Consider the following 2,426-nt stretch of genomic DNA (forward strand, 5'->3'; position numbering starts at 1 on the left):
CTTGCACAACGTTACGCGCGCTTCATCGATCTGTACGGCCGCGTGCGAACCTGGTTCGCACCTGCGGCGCGATGAAGCGCATAGCCACCACCGATTCACAGGAGCAACGAAGATGAAAACGAAAGCCGCCGTCGCATGGAAAGCCGGTGCCCCGCTGACGATCGAGGAAGTGGATCTCGAAGGCCCGCGCGCGGGCGAGGTGCTGATCGAGGTGAAGGCGACGGGCATTTGCCACACCGACTACTACACGCTTTCGGGCGCGGATCCGGAAGGCCTGTTCCCGGCGATCCTCGGCCATGAAGGCGCGGGCGTCGTCGTCGATGTCGGCCCGGGCGTGGGCACGCTGAAGAAAGGCGATCACGTCATTCCGCTCTATACGCCCGAATGCCGCCAGTGCAAGTTCTGCCTCTCGCGCAAGACGAATCTGTGCCAGGCCATTCGCGGCACGCAAGGCAAGGGCCTCATGCCCGATGCGACCTCGCGCTTCTCGCTGGGCGGCAAGCCGCTCTATCACTACATGGGCACATCGACGTTCTCGAACTACATCGTCGTGCCGGAGATCGCCGTGGCGAAGATCCGCGAAGACGCGCCGTTCGACAAGGTCTGCTACATCGGCTGCGGCGTGACGACGGGCGTGGGCGCCGTGGTCTATTCGGCGAAAGTGGAAGCGGGCGCGAACGTGGTGGTGTTCGGCCTTGGCGGCATCGGCCTGAACGTGATCCAGGGCGCGAAGATGGTCGGCGCGGACAAGATCATCGGCGTCGATATCAACCCGAAGCGCGTCGAGCTTGCGAAGAAGTTCGGCATGACCCACTTCATCAACCCCAACGAGGTCGAGAATGTCGTCGACCATATCGTGCAGCTGACCGATGGCGGCGCCGACTATTCGTTCGAATGCATCGGCAACACGAAGGTGATGCGCCAGGCGCTCGAATGCACGCACAAGGGCTGGGGCCAGTCGTTCATCATCGGCGTGGCTGCCGCGGGCGAGGAGATCAGCACGCGTCCGTTCCAGCTCGTCACGGGCCGCGAATGGAAGGGTTCGGCGTTCGGCGGCGCACGCGGCCGCACCGACGTGCCGAAGATCGTCGACTGGTACATGGAAGGCAAGATCAACATCGACGACCTGATCACCCACACGCTTAAGCTCGACCAGATCAACGAGGGCTTCGACCTCATGAAGAAGGGCGAGTCGATCCGCTCGGTCGTTCTGTACTGAGCGAGGAGGCGCGATGCTGATCCTGATCGAGGAGCACGCTTGCCACGGCGGCGTGCAGCGCATCTACAAGCACGAGTCGGAAACGATCGGCCTGCCGATGCGCTTTTCGGTGTATCTGCCGCCGCAGGCGCGTAGTGCGAGCGTGCCGGGGCTCTTCTATCTCGCGGGGCTGACCTGCACGGAGGAGACGTTCCCGATCAAGGCCGGCGCGCAGCGCTTTGCCGCGCAGCACGGCATCGCGCTGATCTCGCCCGACACGAGCCCGCGCGGCGCGAACCTGCCGGGAGAAGCCGATGCGTGGGACTTCGGCGTGGGCGCGGGCTTCTATGTCGATGCCACGCGCGAACCGTGGTCGAAGCACTGGCGCATGTATTCCTGGGTGCGCGACGAGCTGCGCGAGGCGGTGACGGCGAACTTGCCCATCGATGGCGAACGCCTTGGCATCTTCGGGCACTCGATGGGCGGTCACGGCGCGCTGATGCTCGCGCTGCGCAATCCGCAGATCTATCGCTCGGTGTCGGCGTTCGCGCCGATCGCGGCGCCCATGCGCTGCCCGTGGGGCGAGAAGGCCTTCAGCGGCTATCTCGGCGAGGACCGCGAAGCGTGGAAGCAGTACGACGCAAGCGAGCTGGTCGCGCGTGCGGATGCGCCGAAGTTCGCGCAAGGGATCCTCGTCGATCAGGGCATGGCGGATCAGTTCCTCGCAAACCAGCTGAACCCCGACGTGTTCGAAGCCGCATGCAAGGCGGCGGGGCAGCCGCTCACGCTGCGCCGCCACGAGGGCTACGATCACGGCTACTTCTTCATCCAGACGTTCGTCGAGGATCATCTCGCGCATCACGCGCGGGTTTTGCTGAAGTAGCCTTCGCGCTGTTGTCGATGCGAAAAAGGCGTTGCCCCTCGCGGAGCAACGCCTTTTTTCATATGCGAGCGACGGTTTAGCGCCGCCCGATCAGACTCGCGCCATAAACGAGCGCGGCGAGCGCGGTGATCCAGAAGCTCGTCGGCCAGTCGGTGTAGAAGGCGAGCGTCACGCCGAGCCACGCCTGCACGAGCGCGAGCAGCGCGGCGAGGAAGACGCCGGTCGACAGGCGCGTGGTGAGATTCTGCGCGGCGGCGGCGGGGCCCACCATCAGCGTGAAGACGAGCAGCACACCGACGATCTGCGTGCACGCCGCAACCGCGAGCGCGGTGATGGCGAGGAACA

General features: G+C 64.9%; 3 protein-coding genes. 2 read left to right on the forward strand and 1 reads right to left on the reverse strand.

Annotation, left to right across the window (positions count from 1 at the left end; translation table 11 throughout):
• The first annotated feature begins 112 nt into the window (after positions 1-112).
• Positions 113-1,219: an S-(hydroxymethyl)glutathione dehydrogenase/class III alcohol dehydrogenase gene (locus tag VMJ11_RS33870; protein ID WP_325625549.1), complete on the forward strand. Its 1,107-nt coding sequence runs from the start codon at positions 113-115 to the stop codon at positions 1,217-1,219.
• A 13-nt stretch (positions 1,220-1,232) separates the two neighbouring features.
• On the forward strand, positions 1,233-2,081 hold the full coding sequence (fghA, locus tag VMJ11_RS33875; RefSeq protein WP_325625550.1) for an S-formylglutathione hydrolase: 849 nt from the start codon (positions 1,233-1,235) through the stop codon (positions 2,079-2,081).
• Between the two features lie 76 nt (positions 2,082-2,157).
• Here fghA and VMJ11_RS33880 read toward each other — a convergent pair.
• Positions 2,158-2,426, reverse strand: a 269-nt coding sequence (locus tag VMJ11_RS33880) for a metal ABC transporter permease (protein WP_325625552.1), incomplete at its 5' end; no start/stop codon positions are given.

Origin of the sequence: Paraburkholderia sp., from assembly GCF_035501035.1 — a bacterium.
Lineage (GTDB): Bacteria > Pseudomonadota > Gammaproteobacteria > Burkholderiales > Burkholderiaceae > Paraburkholderia.